We start from the raw sequence: 26,012 nt of genomic DNA, 5'->3' as shown, positions 1-26,012 counted from the left end.
AGTGTTGGTGTCACTGCAGGCAGGATAACGCGAACTTCGCCAGATTGGTCACCGCGACGAGTCATGACGCACCGCCTTGACCCGACCGGCCGCGCTCCCGTTCGATGGCTGTCCTGATTTCAGCTGTCTGGTACCCGCGAACTTGTCGGACGCGCCCGTCCTCGGCGGGCAGCCGCCCACGGGTGCGGTTGCACCCGAGGTCCGCCATCAGCTGCGCAAACTCCTTCGCATCGATCGAAAGTGCCTCGACCAGGTCAGCCGTCGGGATGAACTCCCGCTCGTCACCCTCCAGATGCGTCGCAAGCGAGGCCAGCGGCTCGGGCAGCTCGGATGCCTCCGCTGGTCCAAGCACCTTCACCGTGTTCTCCAGCGCCAAATCCGACCCTGCCGCATGCCCGGTCAGGGTCCCTTCCGCCTCACGCAACTCCCGACCACGGCGGCAGATCGTCTGCCAATCCTCGTTCGGCATGTAATACGTCCGCACGGTCAACGCCAGTACGTCACCACCGGCCTGTGCATCCCCGTCCGGCCGGAGAATCCCGACGCCCTTGTGCGACGCCAGCAGCCGACTGCTGTCATACCCCCGCGTGTTCATCTGCTCGCCAAGGACGATGTTGCTGTCCCGCCAATCCATGACGCGCAACGCAAACCGCGACCCGAGCACCGCCCGCAACCCCGACGGGATCGTCTTCGAATCCGGCCGCTGCGTCGCCAACACCAGCACGATCCCAGCCGCCGGACCCTTCTTCGCCAGCCAGGTCAGCAGCTCGCCGACATACTCACCAGCAGTCAACGTCTTGCCCTCAACCTTGACCGGCGTCCGATCCTCCAGCGGAACCTGCACCTCATCCACGAAAATCGCAGTGATCGGCATGTTCAGCGACCGATCCCGCGACATCGCAGGCGTCACCTTCGACTCCGGACACGTCTCGTCGTCCAACTCCCGCATCCGGCGGAACCGTCCCTGCACCTCACCGACCAGCTCCACCAGCCAGCCGACCAGCGCCAACACGTGCTCGGGCTCGTCACCGGACATGAACCGATGCGCCACGCGAGCAGCCGCGTCCCAGTCCTTGCCTGCCTTGAAGTCCGCTACATAGAGCCGCGTGAACGGGTCAAGTACCAGCCCCGCCGCCGCCAGTCTCGCCGCGAATGTCTTGCCCTGCCGAGGAATCGCCCCGACCAGCAACGACGTCCACACCAACGGAAGGTCCACCCGCCGATCTCGCGCATCCCGGCCAAACGGGACCGGCCGCCACGCGTCCCACTGGGCAGCGTCGAGCAACGGCGTCCTCCGCGGAGGCGACGCGTACGGATCCTGATCCGCAACCCACATCGCGACCCGGCCAGCGTGCCCGCCATTACCGCGCACCCGCTCGACGATCAGCTGCACTTCATCGACGGCAAGCGCCGACGCCAACGCCTCACGGTTCTTGATGACGTCCGCGGCTTTCCGCGTCGCCGGAAGATCCACGGTGATCGCCCAGCCGTCTCCCATCCGGTTCGCGCGCTCGACCAGCCGCAACGTCTCATCCTTGCCGACCAGCTTCGCGTCCCGGAAGGCGTCGACCAGCACTTGCGGGTCCATGGTCCAGCGCAACGTCCGCGGCCCGGCGAGCACTGCTTTCCTGCCCGGACTCCCTTCCCGACGCCGCCCAAGCACCGCAAGCGCGACCGCCAGACTGCCGCCAATGATCCACAGAGCAAGGGCGCCGTAGCCCAGGTGAGCCACGACCGTGACCACCGCCGCTCCGACCACGACCGCCCCGGTCACCTTCCACCGGAACAAGGTCAACGCCCGGATATCGGCGAACTTGTCCGCCAGCTTCTCGGCTTGCTCAGCAGCTTCGCGGAAGTCCCGGACGGTTACCCATGCCCGCCACCACCGCGCAACCGCGACCAGCCCACGAGCGACGGCGCCGACACACCGGAACGGCGATCGCAGCACGGCCACCGCGAAATCCTTCGCCGCCTGACGATCGTTCAACCACGACGGCACCCACCGTCGCGCGAACCGCCTCCGCGGCCGGGCCTGCGGCAACGTGTCATCCACCAACTCACCGTCAAGCACCGGATCAGCCCTGACCAACGCGTCGTCAGCCATCAGCCACCTCCGCACGCAGCGCCCGAGCCAACCGCGGCGACAACCCGCGCGAACACGCCGTCACTTGCCGAACCCACGCCGGCGTTATCTCAACCTCCGGCGCCCAAGCCGCCCGCGCCTCCGCGAGGTAGTCCGCGAACAGCTTCCGCCGCCCAGGCTCCCCAGGCCGACCAGCACCGGCTGCAACCAGCACAGCATCCGTCAGCTTGTCCCGAAGATCCGTGACCGCCTCCACCGCCACGAACACCACCAACGGAGGCACCGAATGCAACACGATCTCCGCCGCCGAACCGCCCATGAACGACGTCCACGTGTTCATGACATACGTCGCCGCAAGCGTGAACCACTTCGCCCGCCGCACCCACGGCCCCGTCCGCACCTGGTACCGCGCCGTCACCTGCTCCGCACGGAGAATCGCGAGCAATACCAACGAAACTGTCGGGTCCAACACCCACGCCGCCAGCCACGGCAACGACCAGACCGCCGTACCGACCGACGCGAACGTCTGCACGTTCGTCATCGTGAACCCCAGACCGAGCACGATCCCGGACCACGCCATCCAGTCGACCTGCCGCCGCACGCGCTCAATCCGCAACGCGACCACATCCGGGTCGGTCTGATACGCCCGAACCTCCGCCGCCTCGGCAGCGTCCCGCGCGAGCTTCTGCGCCCCACTCATCGCCGACCACCCCGCTTCGAGGTCTCGACCGTCGTCACAGTCAGCGCCCGAGTCAGCGCATACGACGCGAACAGCGCAGGCAACCCCAGCACCGCCAACAGCAAGCACGGCCCGCCCTGGTGCGCGATCACGACCCACTGAACAGCCACAATCAGCGCCGCATTGAACAAGACCCGCCCGGCAAGCGATATCAGCCGCGCCCCGGACCGCGCCTTCTCTGCAGCCAACTTCGCCCGGCGCGCACCCGCGCGCCACACCCAGAACAGCACCAGCAACACACCGACTCCGGCCATGAGCTGCGTCGGCGTGACGGTCAGCCCGTTCATCGCGCACCTCCGGCCCGCTCGCCACGGCGCAGCCAGTGCGGGTGCAACGCTTGCCGGTCGTCGTCCGTCATCCCGCCCCAGACTCCGACTGTGGCAGCCCCTCCGGTCCGCAACTCCAGCTCCAAGCACATGTCCTGCACCGGGCACCCAGCACAAAGCCGCGCGGCAAGTTCCCTGTCCGACGCAGCCGGAGGCGGGTCCCCATCATGGAGCCACATGCAGACTCCGTCCCTGGTCACGACGTCGTAGAGCACGTCGGACGGCACCCAACGCAGCGCATCGAGCCGCCAAGCAATCCCGATCAAAGTGAGTTCGTCCATCACGCCGCACCTCCGCCGAGGACGCGCGTCAGTTCGGTCGACGGGATGCGGAGCCCTTCCCGGCGCCGGACCACTCGCAGCTTGCGAGTCCGGATGGCCCGACCGACCGCGCCCCGCGAGATGCCGAGCAGCCAAGCCGCTTCATCCGGCGTGTGAAAAGTGAGATTTGAGTTCATGAGAAATGGCCAATCTGATGATTTCAAGACTATGTTGTTGATTTCAGCTGTCCAATAGACAGGGATATCCGACGCGCCGCGGCACATCCGCTATGCGGCGCGAGAAAAGCGCAATGAACCGCTAATCTCGGCGCTGAGGCGGAGCGCGGAGGAATAGGTGTCGGAGGATTGGGCGGCGGTCGCGAAGGCGATCGACATGCGCGTGCAGGAGCTCGGCTGGCGGCAGCGCGAGCTGGCCGAGCGATCGCACGTGTCGCAGGCGATCGTGCGCGAGCTGCAGCACCACACGGTCGAGCGCCGACGGAGCGCGCGCACGCTCGAAGCACTGTCGACCACGCTCGGCTGGCACCCGCAGCATCTGCAGGCCGTGCTGCAGAACCGCACGCCGCCACACCCCGACGAACCGGCCGACGACGGCGGCGAACTGTGGTCCCGCCTCGACGCGCTCGAACAGCGCCTCGCCGACATCACCGACCGGCTGGACAAGGTCCAGACCAGTCTGGCGACCGTCGTGGACCACGTGCAGAAGAAACGCTGACGGCCGCCGCTTCGGGCTGATGAACCAGGTGATTTCCATACCCGGAATTCAAGGCCGAAGCGGCGACAGTTCCCATGCATCGCCAATGCAGGACCAGTGCACGATCAATGCAGCTTCGAATTCGGGAGGCGCACACTGATGAATCCGGCCGACAAATGGACAGGCCGAACAGCATCAGCGCTACAAGCCGCACTCCGAATGAGCAATGAGGGTTTCGCCGCACACCTCGGCATCGGCGTCCGCACGGTCGCGTCCTGGCACGAAAAGCCAGACTTGCGCCAGCGGTCGGAGATGCAACAGCTACTCGACCGCGCTTACGAACGGATCGGTCACGCTGAGCGGGCCCGTTTCGCCGAGCTGACCGGCGCTCCAACCGCGGCTCCCACCGATCCCCGCATGGACGATCCGAACATCACATCCGCGCTCGAATGGATCGACCAGCACGCACACTGGCCACCCGGAACCGCCCGCCGCGCCGTCGCAGCCAAAACCGCGCAGTTGGACACCCAAGCACTGCGAGACCGCAGCACCCGCCGCAGCTGGGTCACCCAAAGCGACACGGCCGACGCACTCACCAACTACTACGGCACCCGAACCGGCGAACACGGCCTGTACACCGCACGGTTCGGCGACGAACTCGTGACCACCAGCATCCTGACCTGCGCGGACTGGCTCGACCTCGACTGCGACCTACGCCCGGCATCAGACCGGTTCAGAGTCGCCACCGCCCAGCCGGGGACGGATGTCGCCATTGACGAATGCACCACCACTGCCGCCGTTCACCGGCTCGCCGAGTCACTGGCCATGAACACCCGCCTTGTGAACAGCCCGCTGTTCCGCGCCCTAACGCTGGACATCGCCGAGCACCAGCTGTCCGGCTCTTTCGGCATCACGCACTTCGTCCACTACGCGCTGACCATGGACCTGCTAGAGGGTGAGCTGGTCGACGCCATCACCGCAGGCGGACCACTCAAGCTTCCGTTGCGGGACCATTACCTGCCCGACCTCGCTTCCGCCCTGAGTGTCGGCGACCGACTCTGCGCCGGTGGCGCTCTCGCCCTCACCGCAATCGCCCGGCCGGCCGATCCGTTCCGCGGCCCGGCTGACTACGTCCTGCTGGTCCAAGAACGCTCCGGCAACGTCCTGAACGCGAACCGCCGCCTCGCGGTCATCCCGAAGGGCTTCCACCAGCCGCTCACCGACGTCCGCCACGACGCGCAGATCGGCGCCACCCTCCGCCGCGAGATGGAAGAGGAGTTGTTCGGCCGCCCGGACATCGACAACACCGTCGCCGACTCACTGACGGCGGACCCCATGCACCCGACACTCATGTCGGAACCCATGCGCTGGCTCATGCAAGAACCCGGCCGCCTTCGCATGGAGACGACCGGGTTCGGCTTGAACTTGGTAAGCGGTAACTTCGAGTTCGCCAGCCTCATCGTCATCGAAGACGAAGAATTCTGGCGCCAGTACGGCGGCGTAGTGGCCGCAAATTGGGAATCAACCACTCTCCGCCAATATTCGACCACAGACGCCGAACTCGTCACCGAGCTACTGAGTGATGTAGCGTGGAGCAACGAAGGATTGTTCGCCATGACGCAAGGACTACGGCGCCTTGCAGGAATCGGCGGAGAACGGGTGCGACTTCCGGTGATCGAATGGGAGATCAGCGAGTGACAGACGGCTGGACGAGCGGCAACGCCAACGAAGACGCCGCCGACAACCGCGGCTGGCTGATCGGCCATTTCCTCGACCCGTCACACGGCGTTCGAGCCACGACCGACGTAGAAGTCAAGTGGGCGAACCATCCTGCCGGAGACAGGCGTCCTGAGTGGACAGCCGACGACCAGCGCACCACGCTCCTGATGCTCATTTCCGGCGAGTTCCGGATTCACCTCACCACCGGCACGAAAACCATGACACGCCAAGGCGACTACGTCATGTGGGGACCAGGAATCGACCATTCCTGGGAAGCCATCGCCGATTCCGTCGTGCTGACCGTCCGGTGGCCGTCAGCAACGTAATTCAATCGGCGGCAACGATACCCGATCACCACCGATTTCCGACAATCTCCGCAGCCCGAGCAGAAACGCGAACAAGCCTTCGTTCGTCCATTTCTCGTCTGCGATCAGCTCACCAACCAGCTCCCGATCAAGCGACGAGTACTGCCTGAGACCGGAGACCTCCCAGTTCGCTTCGACCACTCCACCGAACCGCGGCCAAAACTCCTCACCCTCGATCACGACGAGCGCGGCGAACTCGTAGTTACCGCTGACCAGGTTGAACCCGAACCCGGTGCACTCCATCCGCATCCGGCCCGGCTCCGCCATGAGCCACCGCATCGGCTCCGACAACCGCGCCGGGTGCATCGGGTCCGCCGCACGCTGCGCCTCCGCCGTGGTGTCGACGTCATCCCGGCCGAACAGTTCCTCTTCCAGCTCACGCCGGAGGGTCGCGCCGATCCGCGCGTCACCACGCTTGTCCGCCAGCGGCCCATGAAACCCCTTCGGGATCACGGCGAGTCGCTGCGACCCGTTGACCACGTGATCCGACCGTTCCTGCACGAGCAGGAGATAGTCAGCCTCGCCGCGCGCCGAGCCCTCCGGCCGCGCAATCGCCGTCAGCGCCAGCACCCCACCAGCGCAAAGCCTGTTACGCACGTCGAACACGCTGGAGAAATCCGGCAAGAGCTCGCTCCGCAATTGGGTCTCACCAGTCGCCAACTCCCGTTCGAGCAGATCCGGCCCTAACGCGTACTCGACAAACGATGTTGTGCCGACCGTCCCGCCGACACGGTCGGCGTGTACGTCAACGTCAAGCAACCGATAGAGCGGCCGGTCAGCAATCCGGACGGCCGCCGTCGCAGCCTCCGCCAGCCGGGCCACGGCGACGTCCGGAGTCACGGTCCTTCGCGCCGCTCCAGCACGGGCATCAAGCGCGAGCGCGTCCCGGTGGCCATCGAGCGAACATCGGAGATTGGTCCAACCCGGTCTGGTAACCACGCTCGTGGCGACGGCTTCGCCGCCGACCCTCGCGCCGAAGTAGCAATACGTGCCCTCGGGCGCGCCGTAATACCGCCGAAGTGCCTCGGCCTCGGCCGCTTGGCGACTAAGCGAACGCGCGCGACCCGGCTTTGCTCGCGCAGCGCGTCGAGCAGTGCCCGCAGTCCAGCCCACCGACTTGTCCAGCCACGCGAAGGCCGACGCAAGCGCAGAGCCTCCCACCTCCGGCAAGCCACCCCCGAACAACGCCCGAACATCCGCGACCGGCCGCCCGAGCGCGCGGCCCAGCTCCGGCCACTGGTGAGGCAACGGACGATGCCCACCGGCTTCCCAGCGCGCAACGGTCGTCCGATCCACGCCGAGCACTGCAGCAAGGGTCTCTTGGGTATGCCCGGCGTCCTCGCGAGCCAAAATCAGCGCTTCTCGCCGCCCTGCCATCGCCCTCACACCGCCTCCTCTGGCTAGCCAAGCCGGACGATACCAAATGCAGACGCACGTAGATCGCTCAAGTGCCACAGCCTTGCCACACGCGCGCCATGGTCTCGGGGTGATCGCTCACCTTGAATGATTTCAACAGATCACCCGACGTCAAGGACAAGGACGATGCCGACCGACGCGGAGCACCGTGACACCACGCGCGCCAGTCGCCGACAGCCAGAACTGGCCTCCTCGGACGCCCGAACCGCTGTTGCTGCGGGACACGTCACAGCTGTCACAACCGGGATTCACCCAGGTCAAGGCCAGTTTCGTCGTGTCACGCCGCTCCGCAGCCTCCCGGCACACCGTGACAGCTCCGAGACGCATCTACCACCGGCACGGAGACCCTCATGGAAGCGCTGATCTTCATCGACCTCGACCACGTGCACCCGGTCGTGGATGGCGTGTGGCACCGCGCTCTCCTCGACTCGGTCCCGGACCCCGGCGACGACGTGACCATGCTCTGCGGCCTCACCGCCCCGGCCGGTTTCAAGTCGCGAGACAGCCGCGACCCCAACTGCGTCCTGGTCTCGTGCGCCGACTGCGACTACCGGTACCGCTGCGCCCGCGGCATCCCGATCCCGCCGAACCACCCCGCGTTGCCGCAGCTGCGCCACAAGTGACGTTTCACCCACGACCAGCACGAACGTATCAGAACCGCCATGCCGCCGACTCCTCGCACGCGCATCCTCGGCGCTAGCCTGCGCAACGCACGCGTCGAAGCAAACTTCGGACTCCGCGAACTCGCGCGCCGGATCGGCGTTACACCCGCCATGCTCTCCAACTGGGAGCAAGCGCGCCGTTCGCCAGGCGTCGCCGACGTTGCAGGCATCCTTGGCGCGATCGGCACAACCGGCGAGACGAAGCGCGACATCCTTCACCTCGCTCGCGGCACCGCAGAAGAGTCATGGGTCGTTCACGGCGCACCCTCGTCACCAGGCCGCGTTATCGCTCTCAACGCCCACAAACGAGCCGCTCGAAGTGTGGTGACTTGGGATCCGATCGCGATTCCGGAACTGCTCCAGATCGTCGACCAGCAGCCTGAACCACATGCAACCCCGGTTGAAGCTTTCCTCTCTGACCGAGCCATTCGCGCCGCCGAGGCGCAGGCCGATTCGCTGGGGTACCAGCTGATGCCACTGCTCCAGGTCCACACGACATCCCGATCGCTAAGAATCCGAATAGTCCATGCAGGCCTTGCGTGGCATTACGGCCTCCTAGCCGGGTTCGACCTGTATTCGATGCCTGACGGACGTGCAGTCGTCTACTGTGGTCAGCCGAGCTTCGGGATCTTCACCGTGGAGCGACACTGCACCGTGTCGCCATACGTGGCAGACGTCGAGCAGCTACGCCACATCGCGGACGAGACTGGACCGCCCGCAGATGAGTTTAGGCTATAGCTCGCCGCACCACAGTCCGCCGCAGTCAGACCACCGATCCGGATGGTCACCGGCAGGCTGACACGAACAAGTCGATCGCAGTCGCGCTGCTTCGTGACTTGGGCATTTGCGATCAGCTCGACGAACCTGAACCAGTCGCTATCCCAACGTAGATCGATATCGTTGAACCTCCGATTCTGGTCCAGCCGACACCCCGAAAAGCAGCCACATTTTCGTGATCGTGCGGTCCGACCCCTTCGATGTGTATCGGACGAAGATCCACCGCACACTATCCGCTGCGTCGGCATCAATCGCCAGCATACGCAACCGAAGCCTTTAGCCGCCTTCCGCACTAGCTGGCGTCATCGGTTAGTCATTTGCTTCCGATCTCGACACTTGGCAAACACTCCGCTTTTACTTCCCGAACATCTCTTGAGCAGCGAGCTTGCCAGACACTCTGCGGCAGCACATCTCTGCAGGACCGGCGACAAACTGACCCCACCGTTCACGATCAATATTCGAGCACTCTACAGTTCTACGAGAAGGAGATGATTGCCGTGGCTGAATCCAGCGCATCCATGAACGCAACGACCGGTACAGCGCCAGCAAACAGGGGCGTCAAGCAGGGACTACCTGCTACGGGCCTTCCCGCCGCCGAGGGCGCGGCAGCCAAGCTCTGGGCGGTGGCCCGCCTCGGCACAGCCTCACCCGAGGCATTCGCTCGTCAGTTCGGCGAGAAGACGAAGGCATCGGGGAGCACCTGGGATACCCGTATGGCTATGTTGCGCGGCTTCAAGCTTCTTCGCTTTGAAGGTAAGATGATTGGATTATCGGAGCTAGGGCAACAACTGCTCGACGCTTCCAATCCCGCAGGACAATCCAAAGCGCGCCAGACCGCTTTTATGAACCTGAAGGCGTATCGTGAATTAGTCGAAGCTTTCAACGGAACGAAACTTCCAGACGCGACTGTAATTGCCACGAAACTTCAGTTCGAGTATGGCAAAACCGACGATTTTGCTAGGCGTGCAGCGACGGCTTTTACGGACTCCCTCAAGCATGCTCTAATGCTTGACGACGACAATTTCGTCCGCAAGGAAGGCGTCGCGACTTCTGCAAAAGAAACCGTAAATTCCGTTGGCACAGCAGGCGATGTTGCTGAATCTGATCCGGACGACGAGACGCAGGCGGCGGAAATTGACCGCGCGTTCGACGAGGAAGCTGAAGGCGAAATAAAACAGGAGTTGAATGGCCATCTTTCCTTCGTGCCGAACATGTCTCTTTCCTTAACGCTTGACTTGTCCAACTTTCGCACGGAGGATGTAATAAAAATTCTCTCGACTCTTGGCTTCGGTGCTCGTGGATGACGACAGCGTCGATGACGCCGTCATCTTCGCTATTCCTGCACCAGCCCTGCTTGATGGGATACGTGCAGCAGCCTCCTCCGGAAAGGTTGATCCTGGCCCGGAGTTCCTACTGAATCGATGCGGCCTTGTATATGGCGGAGAGTTGACCGAGGCCGGACGGGCGCTGTTTAAGCTCGCCTGGGTTCTGCGGAAGACCGACGAAGCACAGCAAGCGCTCGGACGTGCCCTACGGCAGTTGACTCCGATACAAGTCATCGAGCAGGAGTTGCATGGCCTTGGCGCAGTTCCCGAAGCTGGCGTCCTTGATCTGCTACGCCAACACCGAGCCGTTGGAGCCGAAGTCAGTGTCGACGACATTAGACCAACACTGCGGTGGCTTAATGCCGTGGGCGTCCTTGTTTATTCGACAAAACTCAAGACTGTTCGCAGCCTTGCGCCAGCACCAGACGCAGCATTGGCAGGCGAAGTCCAAGCAATCGCGGCAATGGTCTCACCTAAGACACCCTATTTGAACGTAGTTCGATTGCGGCGGGTCCTTCGCGCACTCAAGGGCATCGTCTGGTGGGCCGACCCGCACTTTGGTGCTCGCGCTTTGGAAGAAATCGCGGAAGAGTTGGATACCGGTTTCGTAACCGAGATCCGCATAATCTCGGGCGACGCGGAGAACGTCGTGTCGCCGAAGTCGATGAAGGACTTCGCACGCTTTCGCGCCGAGATGGCAAACAAGGGTGTAGTCGCAGAATGGCGGGTGGACGGAAAATTCAATCGCGACTGGCATGATCGTTGGATTGCCGACGATAAAGTAACATGGAACGTACCGCCAATAAACACATTGCTGAAGAACGACTATTCAGAGATTTCCCCCGCTACCGAACGTCCACCACTTCCGACTTGGTGGAAGCGAAGCTCGCCACGAACCTAATGACTTCGGTGCAACGCGGAGATGCACGAAGCAATGTCATCCTTCGCAGGGCTTCTTGCGGCGCAAAAGTACACGTCGGCGCAGACCAAAGTGTATCTCCAGGCCACGCAGTACCTGGGGTGGTTCATGCCAGCAGTCGTCGCGTCGGCCAGTGTCCCGCAGACCGTCGCCGAGCGAATGGATCCCTAGAGGGCTGGAAACCCGCGCTGAACGTTCGAGATCGCCTTCGGCGGTCGCCTGGCCGCCGGACGGCAAATAGTTCCCTTTCAACCCGAGTTGCAACCGCTCGCTTGACAGACCCCTCCACCCGGCGGCGAGATTTGTCCCAGTTCGCCGTCCCCGACGCGGACCAACCCGGGGACAGGTACGAGCCTCACTTGGCGTCGAGCGCTCCTCGCGCAGGTCCATGTGAACGCCGCACCTAGCCACCGCCGCAAGCGCGCCTTCAAAGCTTCGAGCGGTTTCCAAGCACTTCGTGCGCGTTTGACGCGCAGTCCGCACCCCTGAGGTCCGACAAGGGCCGATAGTTCCAGCGCATCTTGTCTACATCAAGCTATGATTTCCGCAACCGGCTCGCGAGTTCGGCCCGCATGGGGAGGATCAAGTAGTTTGAAAACGCGCATTTCATTACGGATATTCACGCTAGTATTTTTTGTCACTTTGCTTACGACGGCCGTGTTCCTCTTAATTCGTTTCTCGACGAATCCTGAAACTGGTATAAATTCAAAAATAGATCTAATTCAATTTGGCTTAAATCTGCTTGTTGGCGGCGGCGGATGTGCCGCGCTGTGGCTGAATTATCGACGGCAAAAATCAACTGAACTTGATTTACTGCACAAGGAGAAAGTGGCCACAGACAGCAGGGACGACGCCCGCGATCGACATGCGACAGACCTGTACGGCAAGGCTCTAGAACAATTTGGGAGTAAGAATCCGCTTATCAAGCTTGGAGGACTTTATGCACTAGAGCGCCTCGGTCAGGAAATTCCGAGCCAGCGGCAAATCGTCACCGCAGTAATATGCGCGTATCTCCGAACGCCAACTGCTCCAATCGAAGACGATTTCGAAGTTCACATGGCCGCTCAACGTATATTAACGGCACACCTATTTCCGCAGGATGAAAACTTCTGGCCCGGACTTACCGTTGACTTGCGAGGCGCAGTTCTTTCACATTTCAACTTTCGCAACCGCTCCATATACCGTGGCGACTTCACTGATGTCGAATTCCTCGGCGACGCGAAATTCGAAGGTGTAAGATTTGAGAAAAGTGTGTCCTTTAACGGGGCCAAATTCCGAGGTGATGCAAATTTTCACAGAGCACATTTCTACCGCGCATCCTTCATCGGGGCAAAATTCGAACAAAAGGCATGGTTTACAAAATCCAAGTTCCACCGGAAGGCCATATTTGTTGGCGCGACATTTAGAGCGCGATCCTGGTTTGCCGGTGTTCGTTTTCTCGGTCGTGTCAATTTCACTAATTCCACCTTCGATAGAATTGCATGGGTCGAAAACTCCACCTTCGGGCATGGTGCGAATTTCTCCGGCGTGAATTTTTCTACTCGTGCCTTTTTTCCAAGTCCCACTTCGATGGTAGCGCAATTTTCGATCACGCCACCCTGGGTGAGACCACAGTATTCCGATTCACTCGCTTCAATGACAGTGTGACATTCAGGAATGTGGGCAATTCCAAGAATGGAAGATTCATGCGATGTCATTTCAATTCTTCCGTCCATTTCGGACAAAGTAGACCTAATGTCGAAGACTCCCGTTACCACGAACACGGCGGGGAGGTGCAGCTTTACTGGCCAAAGAATTGGGAACTTCAAAAGGCGGCTAGCGAGCTGCATCTGATCGTACAGAAAGCTATCGCCGCTCACGCGGAGTTCAGCGAGTAGCACGGCTTGTTACGACGCCGCGGATCAAGCCAGCCGAGTGGGCGCAGGGGCTGGGTCCACTGGTTGCTGGCTACCAACTTCGAGTAACGTTTGATCTCGTCACGATCCGGCCGACTGGCAGGCCGAACGTCCATACCGCGGCGGCGGAGCATGGTGCCGTCGACGTCTCAGCTATGCAGCTTCAACTGTGTGGTTAGTGTGCAACTCGCCCCTCGGACACACACGTTAGACACACGGGGAGAGCCGGTCACCAAGACCGCCTCTTTTTTGTTGTCGTAGTGAAGCTGCACCCCGAGGTCGCGGTAGACCTGCGTGATGCGCTCCGGTGTCCGCGAGTTCAACGCCCGGGCAACGTCGTCCATCGAATCCAGCCGTGCGTAGGCCTCCGCCGCCTCGATGACCGCCGCCTTCGGCAGATGCTGCAGCTCGGCGCGAGCTGCAGCCCGCTCCGCCTGCACGGCGTTGATCGCCTCGACCACGGCAGCCGGGTCCACTCCCGCCTCGACCGCGGCCTGATGCCGACGCAACCGCGACTCCGCGTCGGCTAGCCGCGTCTCCACCGCATCCCGGCCGGTCGCGTGCGCGCCGCCCTGCGAAGCCACCAGCGCGGCGACGGTCTCATCCCGATTCGCGGGATCGAACACACCTGACACAGCCAGCCGTTCAGCGCAGGCGTCACGACGTCCTCACGCAGGTTGACCGTCTTCGGATGACTCTCCAGCGCAGGTGATCCGGGCGCCAATGTGCGAGCCATGCACCGGTAGTAGACCGTCTTCCGAATCGGCGCACCCTGCATCTTCCTCCCGCAGATCTCGCAGCGAATCAGCCCTTTCAGCAGGTAGACGTTCTTCACCGCCGGACGGTCCCGCTCCAGCTTCGCAATGCCGCGCATCCCGCCCGCGCCACGCGAGCGCCGCAGCAACTGCGCCTGCGCAAAGGCCTCCACCGACACGATCTCCGGATGAGACTGCCGTCGCGACCGGACCACCGTGCCGGAACCGAACGACAAACCTGCCGACGACTTCGACAGCGTGAGCGGCTACATCGATCTCAATTTGTGTGTGATGCATCCGCAACTGTTGTACGAGCCCGTCGACCCCGCCCCGAAGACAGGGTCCGGGAAGCACACCTGAAGTCAGCTCCCTTCCGGTCCCTTCCGGCGGACTCCCCCGCGCCAGACGTCGATCACCTGCGCCGGGTCGGCAAGGACTGCGATGTCGGCAAGCGGGTCCGCGGCCACAGTGATCACGTCCGCGTCGTAACCGGCGGCGAGGCAACCACTGCGCGGCGCCTGCGGGCCCAGTGTCCGCGGTGCAGTGGCGGTGGCCGCCTCGATTGCCTCCACAGTGGACAGTCCCGACTCGACCAGCAGGCCCAGCTCGCCGCCGTGGGCGCCCCAGCGCAGCCTCGTGCTTGCCGTGGCGGACATGGCGATGTCCGTCCCCGCTGCGATCGGGACGCCGCGGGCGTGTGCCATGGCAACGGCTTCCGCGTGCCGGGCGGCGATCTCCGCGCCCTTGCGCCGTGCGAAATCCGGGACCCACGCTTCGCCGAATGATGCGAAGGCCGTGCAGGTGGGGACCAGGATGGCCCCGGTTTCGAGCATTGCGGCGCACGATTCCTCGTCCAGGAAAGTGCCGTGTTCGATGGTGTGCACGCCTGCCTCGAGCGCGGCCATGATGCCCGGTTTGCCGTGGCAATGGGCTGCCACGGCACGGCCGGCCATCCCGGCGACCTCGACGATCGCTGCCAGTTCCGCGCCGGTCAGCTGCTGGTGCAGCGGGTGGTCGACCTCCGAGAAGACGCCGCCCGACGCGCACACCTTGAGTACCTTGGCGTTGCGGCGCAACTGTTCCCGAGCCGCTCGCGCACAGTCGGCCGGGCCGTCGCACTGGCGCCGCTCGCCGACGGAAAGAGCCAGCTCGTGATTCCAGGCCGAGGGCACGTCGTGCAGATCAGCATGTCCGCCGGTCGCGCCCAGCAACGCGCCCGCCGCATAGATCGCCGGGCCATCGTCGACCGCATTCGCCAGTGCCACCCCCAATCCCCCGAGTTCCCGTACCGAGGTGACTCCCGCGTCGAGGGCCGCCCGCAGGTCGGGTACCGCTCGCGCGCCCCGCGCCGCGAGGTTCGTGAACGCGAAATCCGCACTGCTCGCGCCGGGCAGGCCGGTGACGTGGGTGTGGCAATCCCACAGCCCCGGCATCACCACCCGCGCGCGAGTGACGTCGGCGCCCGGTGTTTCCGGTGCGTCCGACGCGGCCCCGGCGTAGCTGATCGAAGCCCCGTCGAACACCACGACGCCGTCGGACACCGGTTCGCCGCGGCCCGGGATCAGGATCTCCGCCTCAACGCGCTGCATCGGGAACCCCGCCGAATGCCGCGGCCAGATCGCCCACTGCCTTCGCCCGCACCCGGACCATCCGTTCCTCCAGATACGGCACCGGGACCTCCTCGATTTCGACCAGGCGCACGGTGTCCGGCAGCGCACCGGCCTGCACCGCCCGCTCGACCGCCGCCGCGCGGGCGCGGGCCAGGATCTGCGAGCGGCCCTCGGTCATCGGCTCGATCCGGTCCACCTCGCCGCCGACCTGGGCGATCGCGGCCCCGACCGCGTTCGCCACCTCGTAGTGCTCGGGCCGCACGACCCGCGAGGCACCGGCGAACCCGGTACCGGCGAGCACGCTCCCGCCACCGACCACGATCACCGGTTCCGGGTGCCTGCTGAGCTTCATCCGGTCGAGCCCGTCCTCGATCATGGCCTGCATCGCCTGTACCCCGCGGCGGACCAGCGCACTGTCCACATCGGACACCAGCGCCGCATCTCCCACCCTGGCCCCGCCACCGGCGACGGCGAGATCGGTCGCGGTGAGGGTGTCCCCGCCGAACACCAGCGCGCGTTCGGTGATCGCGTAGCCGACGCTGTCCGGCCCGAGGTCCGGCCGGTCTCCGCGCACGACGGTTCCGCCGCCGAGGCCGAAGGAAAGCAGGTCGGGCATCCGGAAGTTCGTGCGGACGTCGCCGAAGGTCGCGGACACCGCCGACTCGCGCGGGAACCCGTGCACGAGCGCGCCGATGTCGGACGTGGTCCCGCCGATGTCGAGCACCAGCGCGTCGGACAGCCCGGACAGGAAAGCCGCGCCGCGCATGCTGTTCGTCGGCCCGGACGCGAACGTGAGCACCGGGTAGCGCTCGGCCGCCTCCGCTGTCATCAGCGTGCCGTCGTTCTGCGTCAGATACAGCGGCGCGTCGATCCCCAGCTCGGCCAGGCTGCGCCGGAACGACGACACGGTCGCCGCGGCGAGCGGCCGTAGCGCGGCATTGACCGCGGTCGCGTTCTCCCGTTCCAGCAACCCGAGCCGGCCGATCTCGTGCGACAGACTCACCGTGAGCTGCGGGGCCTGCGCGGCGATGAGCTCGGCGACCCGCTGCTCGGCGGCCGGGGCAATCGGGGAGAACACCGCGGTGACGGCCAGGGACTCCACGCCCGCGCCGGTCAGTTCCCGCACCAGCTTCGCGATCTCCGCCGGGTCGAGCGCCGACAGCTCCCGCCCGTCGAACTCGGACCCGCCGTGCGCGAGCCGCCACTGCCCGCCGACCGCAGTGCGCAGGTCGTCCGGCCAGTCGTCGAACGGGTCGACCGCTTGCGCCGCAGGCAACCCGAGCCGCAGCACCGCGGTCGGGGCGAGCCGCCGCCGTTCGACCACCGCGTTCGTGAAATGCGTGGTGCCGATCATCACCGCGCCCAGCGCCGCCCGGTCCGCGCCGGACGACGCCAGCACGGCCTCGACCGCCGTGACGATGCCGGACATCGTATCCGCGGTGGTGGCCGTCTTGGTCTTCGCGAGCACGGCCGTGCCGTCCATCAGCACGGCGTCGGTGTTCGTGCCGCCCACATCGATGCCGATCCTCATCAGCGTGCCTCCAGCGGTTCGAAGGGCAGGTCGTACCCGAACGCCGGCGGGCCGACGACCGCCAGTGCCTCCGGCGTGCGCAGCAGGTCCGAACACGGAACACCCAGCACCGCAACGCGAAAGCCGTACCGAAGCCGTTCGACGGTGATCGGCTCGCCGTCCTCGCGGTTGACCATGCAGATCAGGTCCGGCACGGTCGCCACGATCTCACCGTCGCGCCAGGCCACCAGGAACTCGTTCCGGAACGAAATCGTCATCTGTGCACCGGTGTCGCCGCCGAACCCGTCGAGCACGACCTGGCCCCGCGCGAATCCGCCGGCGCTGTCCCGTTCGACGTCGACCACCTTGCCGTGAAACAGCGGACGTCCGCCCGCGACCTCGACGATCCCGTCGAGCACGTCTTCCCGCGCCACGCGAGCACGCCGGACGCGGTCACCCAGGCGGCGCGCCCAGGAAAGCGTGCCGTCGATTGCCGTCCGCTTCGCGTCCGCGCCGGACATCCACGCCACCGCGCACCCCGCGAATCCGCCCATCTGCACGGTGCTGGTGCGCGCCAGCCGTTCCAGCCAATGGCTGTCGACGCCGTGCGAAAAGACGACCCGGTTGCCCTTCTCGTCCGCGAGCGCACACGGAAACGGCGAAATACCGTAGATGAGGTACGTGATCATCGGCATGACCGGAAACGCCCGGCCCATGCCGTCGGCGTCCACCACCGGCACCCCGAGGTTCGCCGCGACCACCATCGGCTCGATCGAGTTGCCCCCGCCGATTTCCGCGGGCAGGATCGCATCGATCCGTTGTCCGGTATGGGTTTCGAGTGCGAGGACGGCGTCGGTCGTCTCGGTGCCGCGCGGCAGCTTTTCGACCGACACCGTCGGCGCGCCCATCCCACCGGCCACGCACAGGTTCCAGTCGTCCGGGACGTCGTCGAGCGCCACGACCTCCACCGGACGACCTGCCCGCAACAGCTTGCGAGCGGTCAGTTTGCCGACATACGGATTGCCCCCGCCGCCGGTGCCGAGAATCCCGGCCCCGATCACGATCGACTCCAGCGCGTCCTCGTCGATCCGCCACGTGTTCATCGCGCCTCCCTGCGCCACGCGGGCAGCGCATACGCCCGCCCGCTGTGATGGACCCCGAGCATCAGCTGCGACACCACCGCGGAAACGGCGGCCACCGTCGGGTCGATCACCGGGACGTCGTGGTGGGCCAGCGCCGCGCGGAACGCTGTGGTCACCCCGCACATCCCCGTGCAGCCGAGGATCAGGACCTGTGCTCCGTCCTCGGCAATGGCCCGTTCCGCTTGTTCGCACAGGGCAGTCACGAGCCGGTCGTGCTCGCGTAGTTCCGCCACCGGCATCTCCACCCCACGCACCGACGCCAGCCGCTCCCGCCCCACGTACGCGTGCGCGAGCTCGGTGACGATCGGTGCCCCGCTCGCGGCAGGCAGGATCACGGAGAACCGGTCGCCGAGCGTGGTCGCGAGGGTCATCGCCGACTGGGCGGGCGCGGCGACCGGCAGCTGCGTCGACTCCCGCGCTGCCCCGAGCGCCGGATCCATGAAGCAGTTCAGGACGATGCCGTCGACCCCTTCCACAGTGGCCTTCTCGACGGCGTCGAGCACCGCAGGCAGGACGCGTGCTTCGTCGCCGCGGGTCTCGATCGACGACGGGCCGCCGGTCAGCCATGCGGGCTCGGCGTCCACAGCGTCCATAAAGGACGGCAGCGCCGGTACCGCATCGGGCCCGAGTGCCCCTTCGACCACCGGGTAGATGATCCGGATGCGCATCACCGCACCGGCCACTTTGGACGGACGGCGAACCCGAGGCGGGCGAACACCTCGTCGGTGGTCCGGTTGGTTTCGGCGACCAGTGCCGCGGGATCGGCCGTGGTGAGGTTTCCCGCATCGACGACGACCCGGCCGTCCACCACCACGGTGTGCACCGACCGCCCGCTTGCGCTGTAGACGAGGTTCGCGATGGGGCTCGCCAGGCCGTTCGGCTGCCATTCCGGCCCGGTCGTGTCGAACAAGACCAGGTCCGCCCGCTTACCCGGTTCCAGCGAACCGATCTCGTCCTGCCACGACAACGCCCGCGCACCGTCGATCGTCGCCATTTCGAACGCCTTGTGTGCCCCGATCACCAGCGGGTCCTCCCGGGCGTCGCGGTGGGCGCACGCCGCCAGGTACATCACGCGGACGAGGTCGAGGAACCGGCTGATGCACGCCGCGTCGGCACCCAGCCCCACCGCTACCCCGGCGTCGACGAGCTCCGGGATGCATCCGTGGGCGATCGTGCCCACCCCGCCGAACATGGCCGGGGTGGGGCAATGCACGGCCCCGACCCCGTTGCGGGCGAACACGGCGACGTCCTCCTCCGGCAGCCAGCCGATGTGCGCGAACACCGGCTGCCGGGACAGCACCCCGAGCGATTCGTACCGTTGCACCTGCGGATTGCGGCCGTCGGCACGGGGGTCGCCGGGCAAGCCGTGGAAATGGCCGACGATCCCGACGCCGAGCGCCTCGGCCTGTCCGACCACCGCGGTGCACAGGTCGTCGGTGACACTCAACGGGAAATCCAGCGCGAGCCGCGCCCGGATCCGCCCGTCCGCCGCCCCGTTCCAGCGTTCCACTGTGGACACTGCTCGGTCGACGATCTCGTCGGCACCGAACGTTTTCGCCTGGAACGGACCGGCGACGTCACTGCTCTGCCGGGCGACGATCCCGCGGATTCCGATGTCGACGGCAGCTTGGGCGATCGCGTCAGTGTCCGGGCTCGCCGCGTCGCAGAAACACGTCGTGCCGTTCAGGAGCATCTCCGCGAAATTCGCGCGGGCGGAAACGTACGCTTCCTCCGGCGTGATGCCGTAGTCGAACGGGCCGACGTATTTCACCGCCCGTTCCCGCACGTCGCCGACGTCGTCGAGGACCCCGCGCAGCAGGTAGTCGTGCGGGTGATTGTGCCCGTCGATCAGGCCTGGGGTGAGCAGCCCGTCCGGCCGGTCGATCACCCGGGCGGGCACGAACTCGGCCGACAGCTCACGCGCCTTCCCGACCGCCACGATCCGCCCGCGCGCCACCGCGACCGCGCCGTCCCGCAGGATCTCCCGCTCCGGGTTCATCGTCGCCACCGCACCGGCCCGTACCAGCAGGTCCACCGGCGCGGTCACGACGCCGCCTCGAGGCGATGGGCGATGCCGGTGCGTTCGATGGTCCGTTCCCGGCCGAGGCCGCGCCGCTTGCGTGGCCCTGCTCTCCGGGTGGCGCGCAGCTGTTCGGTCGCCACCTGATCGATCTCGTACGTCGCCGCGTCGAGTACCACCCCGTAGTCGTACCGGGCGCCTTCCACCGACACGTACTCGTCCAGCACGTCGTCGCGGACCGCGGCGGGGTCGCGGTCGAGCGGGTCTCCCCAGCCACCGCCACCGCCGCATTGCGAGAAAATCGGCTTCGCCGGGTCGTAGCTGACGTGTGAGATCGGATGCTCCGCGCAGATCAGCTCGTCCGGCTCGCCCTCGTTGATGACGAGGTAGTTCCCGGCGCCCTCGTAGCCGCCGACCCAGCCGCTGAGCGGATGCACCACCGACTGCACGAAAAACGCCGCCTTCATGTCCTCGGCACCACGGTCGATGCGGCGCATCGTCAGCGCGGGTGTCCCCCGCCAGCGGCCCGGCGCCGGTGTGTCCGTGCCGAATTCGGACTGCAGGTACAGCGTCGGTTGCTGGACTTCGGTGATCTCGACGTTGATCGGGCGCGCCACGCTGAACGGCGTCGCCCACATGCCCCAGCCGTCGTGCCCGAACGCCGCACTGTTCGACATGGACACCATGGACATGTCGATGAACATGAAAAACCGCGGGTTCCGTGCCGAATGCGTCTGGAAGCGGTGCTCGCGCGCGTCGGTGCCGTAGACGATCGGGCCGGTGATGTCCACCGACACGTTGGCCGCGCGCTCCGGGGCGAACTGCTCGCACGCCTTCATCAGCGCCTGGCCGATCTGGCAACCGGCGACGACGGTGCCGGTCACGGTCGCCGCCGGGGGCGACGGATTGACGATCGTGCCCTCCGGCAGCCGGATCGTCAGCGGCTCGAAGAACCCCGCGTTCACCGGGATGTCCGGGCAGAGCGCCGAAAGCACGACCCCGACGTAGGCGATCGTGTTCGGTTTCGCACTGTTGATCAGTCCGTCGGTCTGCGCGTCGCTGCCGTCGAAATCGACGGTCATCCGGTCGCCGTCGACGGAGATCGCGACCTTGATCTGCCGGTCGTCGTTGCCGGCGTGGTCGCTGTCCACCCGGAAAGCAGACCGGTAGAGCCCGTCCGGCCACTCGGCGATCTGCTTGCGGAACTTCCGCGCCGAATGGCCGAGAATCCACTCCAGTGAGCCCTCGACCGTGCCGAGTCCGTACCGCCCGACGAGCTCGCGGACCATCCGCTCACCGACCCGGCAGGCGCCGATCATCGCCTCGACGTCCCCCTCGACGACGAACGGGACCCGGTTGTTCGCGGTGATCCAGTCCCACACCTCGCGCCGGCGCTCGCCCTTCTCGTACAGCTTCAGCGGCGCCAGGCGCAGTCCCTCGCCCCACACGTCGCGGCAGGCGAAGTTGACGTTCGGCGTGGGCGAGCCCTGGTCCAGCACGTGCAGCCGGGCCGCCGCGAGCAGCCGCGGCCGTCCGTCGACGAAGATCGGCACGACGACCGACCAGCAGCCGCAGTGGCTGCCGCCGTGGTAGGGGTCGCCCACCAGGATCACGTCGCCCGGATGCAGGTCACCGCGGAAGAAGTCGAGCGCGGCCTGGCAGGACGTGGACAGCGCGAACGAGTGCGCGATGATGCCGGAGCGCGCGACCATCCGCGCGGAAGTGCCGTCGTAGCCGTAGATCCCGCCGCCGCAGTCCTTGGCCTCGTTCACCAGCGGGTTCGGTGACGTGCGGCAGATCGTTTCGTACAGGTGCTCGGCCGTCGTGTCGAGGTAGCTGCGGATGATCTCCGCCGTGATCGGGTCAGTCATCGCGGCCACCCAGGTCCGCCGCGGTGAGGCCGTAGACCTCGTGCGCGGCCTGCTCCGAGATCAGCCCGTCGGCCAGGTCGTCGATCACCGCCTCGCGGTCGCGTTCGGCCGGATCGCCGAAGCCACCGCCCCCGGCCAGCCGGAGCAGCACCCGGTCGGCGTCGATCGCCGTCTCGGTCGCGGTCAGCGGCGCCGGCTGCCAGCCTTCGATGGTGTGAAACGCGATCGCTCCTGGCTCGCCCGCACCGCCACCCTGTTGTCCCGCAACGGAATCACCGATCGTCCCGGTCCACAGCGTGTACCGCCGATCAGGTGCGAGCTGCAGCGCGGCCTCGACCGCGGACGCCCCGCGCCACCGCCCGGCCCCGGCACTGTCCACCACGAACTCCATTCGCTCGATCCGCATGTCGTGCTCGCTTTCCCAATGCTCGACGGAATGCAGCTGCCCGCGGGTGGCGAGCTGTGGCGGCCCCCACCCGTCGCGCCCGGCAACGGCGCCCGCGCCCCCGATTCCCCACCGCCCCAGGTCCAGCTGGTCACTCCGGTCCGCCGCCGGGCGGCTCAGCACCAGCGGCTGCGGCACCGTGAGCGCCGGAGCCGGACCCGCACCGGCCTGGCGCAGCGTCGCCGCGACGACCTCGGTGACCTCGTTCCCGCAATGCGCGCCGCCCCAGCCGACCGGTGCCGGTGCGATCGGATGGACGACGCTGCCCGGGCGGGTCAGCACCCGTACCGCCCGCAAGACTCCGCTGGTGGCCGGGATCTCGCCGGTCAGCAGCGCGAACACCGCGCCGACGGCCCGGGATGCGGTGGTTCCGGCGGAGCTGTTGACGAACAACGGAAGCTGGTCGCCGGAACCGCTGAAGTCCAGGACGACGTGGCCGTCGGCGACCGTCGCGGTGAGCCGGACGGTGACCGGCTCGCCGAGGTCCAGCACTCGGGTGCCCTCGTAGGTGCCGCGGGTCCAGCCCTGGATCGCTTTGCTCGTCAGCTGTTCGCTGTAGTCGAGCGCGTAGCCGAGAGCGGCACGGACGGTTTCGGCGCCGTGGCGGCCGATCAGCTCGCGCAGGCGGCGCAGCCCGAGCTCCAGCGTGGCCGTCGCGGCGTCCAGGGTCCGCCGGGTTTCCGTCATCCGGCGGCCGTTCAGCAGGAACGCGTAACGCATGTCGCGCACCGGTTTGCCGCCGCGCCGGATTTTGACCGGCGGATACGGGTGTCCCTCGGCCAGCAGCTCCGTCGCGTCCGGGTTCAGGTTCCCGCCGACCTGCCCGCCGACGTCGCCCACCCGCACCCGCACCGCGACGAACGCGACGAGCCGGTCGTCGGCCATCAGCGGCGTCACGAGCGTGATGTCGGTCAGCTGCGTGCCGCCCGCGTACGGATCGTTGGTGAGGACGACGTCGCCGTCGCCGACGTCGAACTCGAAGTATCCGGCGACCCGGGAAATCGTCCGGGCCATCGAGGCGAGCTGCAGCGGATTGTCGGTGGCCACGACCGCGCCTGCCGGGTCGGCGATCGCGACCGCGTACTCGCGATCCTGGCTGATCTGCGCGGTCGGGGCGGTGTTCGCCAGCACCGCGCCCAGTTCCTCCGGGCACGCGGCCAAGGTGGTGCGCAGGATCTCCAGCTCGATCGAAGGGACGCCCATCAGCCCACGACCTCGATCACGTAGGTCTCGTACTGGTCGAGCATCGCTTCCTGACCGGGCCCGACCACGATCGTCGTACCCGGCTCGTGGATCACCGCCGGACCGGTCACCACGTTGCCGGGCACCACCGCGGCGCCGTCGTAGACGGGCGTGTCCACGAACCCGCCGAGCGGTTCGAAATACACCGGGCGGCTGCCTTCCCGCGCCCCGGCGGCGTCCTCGTCGCCCAGCTTCCGCGGGACGACCACCGAGTCCATCCCGCGCATTCCGGTGAGCTCCAGCCGGATCGAAACGATCTGCACCGGCTCATCGGGCCGCTTGTGCGCGTACAGCTGTTCGTGCAGATCGTGGAAGTCCTGCACCGCACGGGAAAGCGCCACCGCGGAAATCCGCCGGGTGCGGGTGTGCAGCGGCACGATCACCTCGTGCACCTGGCCTTCGTACCGCATGTCGGCGAACCGCTCCAGCCGTACGGTCTCGGCAGGCGGCAGCATGGTTTCGGCGTCGGCCTGCACCCGCGAGAACACGTCCGACAGCTCCTCCGGATCGGCTGCCTCCACGCTGCGCACATAGGACCGGACCCGGGAAACCTTGAAATCGGCGACCATTCCGCCGAACGCACTGAGCACCGACGCATTCCGCGGCACCAGCACGGTTTTGATGCCCAGATCGACCGCCTGCACCCCGGCGTGCACCGCACCCGCGCCGCCGAAGGCCATCAGCGCATAGTTGCGCGGATCGCGGCCGCGTTTCACCGAGACATAACGCAAGGCGTTGGCCAGATCGCTGTTGGCGATCCGGAAAACACCGACCGCCGCTTCGGTGACCGAGATTCCCAGCGGTTTCGCGACGTGTTCCGCGAAGGCAGCTTCGGCGGCCGCGCGGTCGAGCGCCATCGTGCCGCCCAGGAACCGTTCCGGGTCCATGAATCCCAGCAGCAGGTTGGCATCGGTGACCGTGGGCCGGGTGCCACCGCGGCCGTAACACGCCGGACCCGGTGCCGCTCCGGCACTTTCCGGGCCGACCCGCAACGCGCCCGCGTCGTCGACCCACGCGATCGAGCCGCCGCCCGAGCCGATGGTGTGGATGTCCACGAGCGGCACGGCCACGCGATACCGGCTGATCCAGTTGTCGACGCCCACTTCCGGTTTGCCGTCGTGGATCAGGCAGACGTCGTAACTCGTGCCGCCCATGTCCGCGGTGATGAGATTGCGGTAGCCCGAACGCTCGCCGAGCGCGACCGCCGCGACCACTCCCCCGGCGGGCCCGGACAGCACCGCGTCCACGCCGTGCCCGGCCGAGTAGCCGACGTCCATCACGCCGCCGTTCGATTGCACGACAACGAGTTCCCCGGCGAAACCGGCCGAGCGCAAGCCTTCGTCGAGGCGTTCGAGATACGTACCGAGCAAGGGGCTCGTGTAGGCGTTGACGACCGTGGTGCTGACCCGTTCGAACTCCCGGATCTGCGGGAGCACGTCGCAGGACAGCGTCACAAAGCACTCCGGATGCTCCTCGCGGACGATTTCCGCGATCCGCCGTTCGTGCGCGTCGTTGACGAAGGAGAACAGCAGGCACACCGCGATCGACGAGATCCCGGCGGCTTTCAGCTCCCGTACCGCGGCCCGTACCTCGTCCTCGTCCAGCGGGAAAACGACCGCACCGGTGTCGTCGATCCGTTCCGTGACGCCCTTGATGAAGCGCCGCCGGACGATCGGATGCGGGGCGGGCAGCTGCAGGTCGAAGAGGCTTTCCTTGTAGCCGCGGCGCAGTTCGAGGATGTCCCGGAACCCTTTGGTGGTGATCAGCCCGGTGGGCACCCCGCGGTACTCCAGCATCGCGTTGGTGACGACCGTGGTGCCGAGGATGAAGAACTCCGTGTCCGCCAGTACTTCGGTGCTTTCCCTGCCGTAGTGCGCGGCCACGGCTCCGACGGCTTCGAGCACCGCGGTGGCCTCGTCGTGCGGGCGGGAGGAGACCTTTCCGGTGAACACCCCGTCCGCCCCGTCGGTCGCGACGACGTCCGTGAAGGTCCCGCCTACGTCAACGGCAATCGTGTAGCTCATACATCGACCCTTTCGAAGCATTGTGCTGGCTGCGCGGGAAATCTCGGGCAAGGCCGCGACGACTCAGGGGGTGCCACCCCGGTCCGGCGTCCACCGGGAACCCGTCCGGGCGGACGCCGGAGGGTCGCGAGGACATGCAAATAGACTACTTATCTCTCAACTGATGTGTCAACTGTTCGGCGGTCAGCACGGC

The 26,012-nt window shown here is 66.2% G+C and carries 23 protein-coding genes; 8 read left to right on the top strand and 15 right to left on the bottom strand.

The genetic code is table 11. The features are described 5' to 3' along the window. Positions 1-61 precede the first annotated feature (61 nt). Genes OO71_RS34370 through OO71_RS34355 form a run of 4 tightly spaced genes read right to left on the bottom strand, consistent with a single transcriptional unit; the run spans position 62 to position 3,429 of the window. Positions 62-2,104 (bottom strand): FtsK/SpoIIIE domain-containing protein, encoded by a 2,043-nt coding sequence (locus OO71_RS34370; RefSeq protein ID WP_033294142.1) that lies wholly within the window; start codon positions 2,102-2,104, stop codon positions 62-64. After that, the gene (locus OO71_RS34365; protein WP_033294141.1) at positions 2,097-2,783 is read right to left on the bottom strand and encodes a hypothetical protein; all 687 of its coding nucleotides are present in this window, start codon (positions 2,781-2,783) and stop codon (positions 2,097-2,099) included. Before OO71_RS34365 ends, OO71_RS34370 begins: the two co-directional genes overlap by 8 nt. After that, complete coding sequence (locus OO71_RS34360; protein ID WP_033294140.1) at positions 2,780-3,109, bottom strand: hypothetical protein; 330 nt, start codon at positions 3,107-3,109, stop codon at positions 2,780-2,782. The genes OO71_RS34365 and OO71_RS34360 overlap by 4 nt, the downstream gene beginning before the upstream one ends. Further along, complete coding sequence (locus tag OO71_RS34355) at positions 3,106-3,429, bottom strand: WhiB family transcriptional regulator (RefSeq protein ID WP_033294190.1); 324 nt, start codon at positions 3,427-3,429, stop codon at positions 3,106-3,108. Before OO71_RS34355 ends, OO71_RS34360 begins: the two co-directional genes overlap by 4 nt. Positions 3,430-3,762: 333 nt before the next feature. On the opposite strand from OO71_RS34355, the gene OO71_RS34350 reads away from it, so the two are divergent. From OO71_RS34350 to OO71_RS34340, 3 genes are all read left to right on the top strand, one after another. Further along, on the top strand, positions 3,763-4,143 hold the full coding sequence (locus OO71_RS34350; protein WP_033294139.1) for a helix-turn-helix domain-containing protein: 381 nt from the start codon (positions 3,763-3,765) through the stop codon (positions 4,141-4,143). Positions 4,144-4,281: 138 nt separating this feature from the next. Next, the gene (locus OO71_RS34345; RefSeq protein WP_033294138.1) at positions 4,282-5,820 is read left to right on the top strand and encodes a hypothetical protein; all 1,539 of its coding nucleotides are present in this window, start codon (positions 4,282-4,284) and stop codon (positions 5,818-5,820) included. Next, the gene (locus OO71_RS34340) at positions 5,817-6,167 is read left to right on the top strand and encodes a hypothetical protein (protein WP_033294137.1); all 351 of its coding nucleotides are present in this window, start codon (positions 5,817-5,819) and stop codon (positions 6,165-6,167) included. The genes OO71_RS34345 and OO71_RS34340 overlap by 4 nt, the downstream gene beginning before the upstream one ends. Here OO71_RS34340 and OO71_RS34335 read toward each other — a convergent pair. Next, entirely contained in the window at positions 6,156-7,583 is a 1,428-nt protein-coding gene (locus tag OO71_RS34335; RefSeq protein ID WP_084145488.1) for a helix-turn-helix transcriptional regulator, read from the bottom strand. The two genes, OO71_RS34340 and OO71_RS34335, sit on opposite strands and share 12 nt — an antisense overlap. A gap of 389 nt (positions 7,584-7,972) precedes the next feature. Between OO71_RS34335 and OO71_RS34330 the strand changes: the two genes are divergently transcribed. From OO71_RS34330 to OO71_RS49505, 5 genes are all read left to right on the top strand, one after another. Continuing rightward, positions 7,973-8,245, top strand: a complete 273-nt coding sequence (locus OO71_RS34330; protein WP_051792587.1) for a hypothetical protein — start codon at positions 7,973-7,975, stop codon at positions 8,243-8,245. A gap of 39 nt (positions 8,246-8,284) precedes the next feature. Then, a complete protein-coding gene (locus OO71_RS49510; protein WP_084145476.1) occupies positions 8,285-9,022 on the top strand; it encodes a Scr1 family TA system antitoxin-like transcriptional regulator in 738 nt (245 codons plus the stop codon). 536 nt (positions 9,023-9,558) lie between these two features. Then, entirely contained in the window at positions 9,559-10,365 is an 807-nt protein-coding gene (locus OO71_RS50530; RefSeq protein ID WP_156096697.1) for a hypothetical protein, read from the top strand. After that, positions 10,358-11,287, top strand: coding sequence for a hypothetical protein (locus OO71_RS50525; protein WP_156096696.1), 930 nt, complete (start codon positions 10,358-10,360; stop codon positions 11,285-11,287). The genes OO71_RS50530 and OO71_RS50525 overlap by 8 nt, the downstream gene beginning before the upstream one ends. A 609-nt stretch (positions 11,288-11,896) precedes the next feature. Continuing rightward, complete coding sequence (locus OO71_RS49505; RefSeq protein ID WP_162186153.1) at positions 11,897-12,952, top strand: pentapeptide repeat-containing protein; 1,056 nt, start codon at positions 11,897-11,899, stop codon at positions 12,950-12,952. 397 nt (positions 12,953-13,349) lie between these two features. Here OO71_RS49505 and OO71_RS47865 read toward each other — a convergent pair whose 3' ends face one another. The 10 genes from OO71_RS47865 to OO71_RS34275 all read right to left on the bottom strand — a co-directional run bounded on the left by OO71_RS47865 (position 13,350) and on the right by OO71_RS34275 (position 25,819). Continuing rightward, positions 13,350-13,826, bottom strand: coding sequence for a hypothetical protein (locus OO71_RS47865; protein WP_162186151.1), 477 nt, complete (start codon positions 13,824-13,826; stop codon positions 13,350-13,352). Beyond that, positions 13,727-14,074: a recombinase zinc ribbon domain-containing protein gene (locus OO71_RS53475; protein ID WP_425388728.1), complete on the bottom strand. Its 348-nt coding sequence runs from the start codon at positions 14,072-14,074 to the stop codon at positions 13,727-13,729. Before OO71_RS53475 ends, OO71_RS47865 begins: the two co-directional genes overlap by 100 nt. Before the next feature lie 243 nt (positions 14,075-14,317). Continuing rightward, positions 14,318-15,544 (bottom strand): amidohydrolase family protein, encoded by a 1,227-nt coding sequence (locus tag OO71_RS34310; protein ID WP_211260746.1) that lies wholly within the window; start codon positions 15,542-15,544, stop codon positions 14,318-14,320. After that, positions 15,531-17,096 carry a hydantoinase/oxoprolinase N-terminal domain-containing protein gene (locus OO71_RS34305; RefSeq protein WP_051792584.1) on the bottom strand — a complete coding sequence of 522 codons (1,566 nt, stop codon included), beginning with the start codon at positions 17,094-17,096 and terminating at the stop codon, positions 15,531-15,533. The genes OO71_RS34310 and OO71_RS34305 overlap by 14 nt, the downstream gene beginning before the upstream one ends. Then, the gene (locus OO71_RS34300; protein WP_033294134.1) at positions 17,096-18,178 is read right to left on the bottom strand and encodes an S-methyl thiohydantoin desulfurase family protein; all 1,083 of its coding nucleotides are present in this window, start codon (positions 18,176-18,178) and stop codon (positions 17,096-17,098) included. The genes OO71_RS34305 and OO71_RS34300 overlap by 1 nt, the downstream gene beginning before the upstream one ends. Beyond that, entirely contained in the window at positions 18,175-18,885 is a 711-nt protein-coding gene (locus OO71_RS34295; RefSeq protein WP_063740156.1) for an aspartate/glutamate racemase family protein, read from the bottom strand. Before OO71_RS34295 ends, OO71_RS34300 begins: the two co-directional genes overlap by 4 nt. After that, on the bottom strand, positions 18,885-20,264 hold the full coding sequence (locus tag OO71_RS34290; protein ID WP_051792582.1) for an amidohydrolase family protein: 1,380 nt from the start codon (positions 20,262-20,264) through the stop codon (positions 18,885-18,887). The genes OO71_RS34295 and OO71_RS34290 overlap by 1 nt, the downstream gene beginning before the upstream one ends. Continuing rightward, on the bottom strand, positions 20,261-22,108 hold the full coding sequence (locus tag OO71_RS34285; RefSeq protein ID WP_156096693.1) for a hydantoinase B/oxoprolinase family protein: 1,848 nt from the start codon (positions 22,106-22,108) through the stop codon (positions 20,261-20,263). Before OO71_RS34285 ends, OO71_RS34290 begins: the two co-directional genes overlap by 4 nt. After that, positions 22,101-23,756, bottom strand: a complete 1,656-nt coding sequence (locus tag OO71_RS34280; RefSeq protein ID WP_033294132.1) for a hydantoinase B/oxoprolinase family protein — start codon at positions 23,754-23,756, stop codon at positions 22,101-22,103. Before OO71_RS34280 ends, OO71_RS34285 begins: the two co-directional genes overlap by 8 nt. Then, positions 23,756-25,819 (bottom strand): hydantoinase/oxoprolinase family protein, encoded by a 2,064-nt coding sequence (locus tag OO71_RS34275; protein WP_084145472.1) that lies wholly within the window; start codon positions 25,817-25,819, stop codon positions 23,756-23,758. The genes OO71_RS34280 and OO71_RS34275 overlap by 1 nt, the downstream gene beginning before the upstream one ends. Positions 25,820-26,012: the final 193 nt, after the last annotated feature.

The organism is Amycolatopsis jejuensis, assembly GCF_000717335.1.
Classification (GTDB): Bacteria; Actinomycetota; Actinomycetes; order Mycobacteriales; family Pseudonocardiaceae; genus Amycolatopsis; species Amycolatopsis jejuensis.
The sequence above is the reverse complement of the archived record's forward strand: the minus strand, read 5'-3'. Positions and strand labels throughout refer to the sequence as shown.